Origin of the sequence: Nocardia sp. NPDC060220 (assembly GCF_042727815.1) — a bacterium.
Classification (GTDB): Bacteria; Actinomycetota; Actinomycetes; order Mycobacteriales; family Mycobacteriaceae; genus Nocardia.
This window is the reverse complement of the sequence record NZ_JBHWZY010001249.1, coordinates 1-1,472: the sequence shown is the minus strand read 5'-3', so window position 1 is coordinate 1,472 and position 1,472 is coordinate 1. Positions and strand designations below refer to the sequence as shown.

Here is a 1,472-nt window from a genome sequence, read left to right as displayed (position 1 = left end):
GGGCCCGCACCGCGTTCGGCCAGCAGCCGCCGCGCGATCTGCGGCGCCACCAGGGCGACAAAACTGATCGGCCCGGCCGCGGCCGTCGCCAGGGTCGCGGCGGCGGCTGCGACGACGATGAGCGTGATGCGGTGTGGGCCGCGCCGCCCGGCCAGCGAATTCGCCAGTTCGTCGCCCATTTCCAGCAGCGGCAACGAGCGAGCGAGAACGATCAGCGGCGGCACGACCACCACCAGCGCCGCCGCGGCGAACCCGACGTGGGTCCACTCGCGGTTGGCCAAGCTGCCGGTGAGCCACATGGCGGCCGTGTGCGCCTGGTAGTTGTCGGCGATGGTCAAGATGAACGCGATAGCCGAGGACAGCATCGCTGTGACGCCGATACCGACGAGCACGAGTCGATAGCCGTCGAGTCCGTCCTTGGTGGCCACGGCCACGATCAGCGCCATGGCCACCCCGGCACCGATCATCGCGCCGCCGACCAGCCCCAGCCCGGCGCCACCGAGCAACACACTCACCACCAGCGCGCCGAGCGAGGCGCCCGCGTTGATCCCGATGATCTCGGGACTCACCAGCGGGTTGGTCGCGATTCGTTGCAGGATCGCCCCCGAGATCGCGAAGGCCGCGCCGACACACAGCCCGGTGAGCACGCGCGGCAACCGATCGGCCACCACCACGTCGTACTCGATGAGCGTGCCACCGCCACCGAGGACCCGCACCACGTCAGCGACCGTGAGCGGGTAGTAGCCGATCGTGAGTGACCACGCCGCCACCGCCAGCGCGGCCACCGTCACCAGCACGGTGACGATCGTGGACCGTGTCCCGACGCGAAAGACGATGCGCCGGTCCGGTGTTCGCAGCAGCAGCGTCCCGCTGGGCAGTACGCCGCGCTCGGTGCCCGTCACAGTGTGGCCACCTTTCGATTGCGCACGAGATAGAGAAAGAACGGCGAGCCCGCGAAGGCGGTGATGATGCCGACCTGGATTTCCTGTGGCCGCGCCAGCATCCGTCCGAGGATGTCGGCCACCAACAGCAGCGTCGGGCCCAGCAGCGCGCACCACAGCAGAATCCACCGGTAGTCGTGTCCGGCGAAGAATCGGGCGATGTGCGGGATCACCAGACCGATGAAGGCGATCGGTCCGGCGATGGCCACCGCCGAGCCCGCGAGCAGCACCACGCTCAACGCGCCGGTCGCGCGCGTCGCGACCAGCCGCGTGCCGAGCGTGCGCGCCATGTCGTCACCGATGGCGACAGCGTTCAGCGGCCGGGCCACCACTACCGCCAGCAACAGCCCGACAGCGATGAACGGTGCTGTCTGCCACACGGATTCGATGTCGGCGCGAGCCAGCGAGCCGACCACCCAGAAACGGAAGTTGTCGAACAGGGTGCGGTCCAGCAGGGTGATCGCCGTGGTGATCGACCCACACAACGCGGTGCAAGCAGCGCCCGCGAGCGCCAGTTTCACCGGTGTCGCG

The 1,472-nt window shown here is 69.4% G+C and carries 2 protein-coding genes; both read right to left on the bottom strand.

Features of this window, described 5'->3' with window-relative positions:
* Positions 1 to 902: FecCD family ABC transporter permease (locus ACFWF3_RS35755; RefSeq protein ID WP_379318573.1), on the bottom strand; the 902-nt coding region annotated here is incomplete at its 3' end.
* Positions 899 to 1,472, bottom strand: a 574-nt coding sequence (locus tag ACFWF3_RS35750; protein ID WP_379318571.1) for a FecCD family ABC transporter permease, incomplete at its 5' end; no start/stop codon positions are given. The genes ACFWF3_RS35755 and ACFWF3_RS35750, both read right to left, overlap by 4 nt.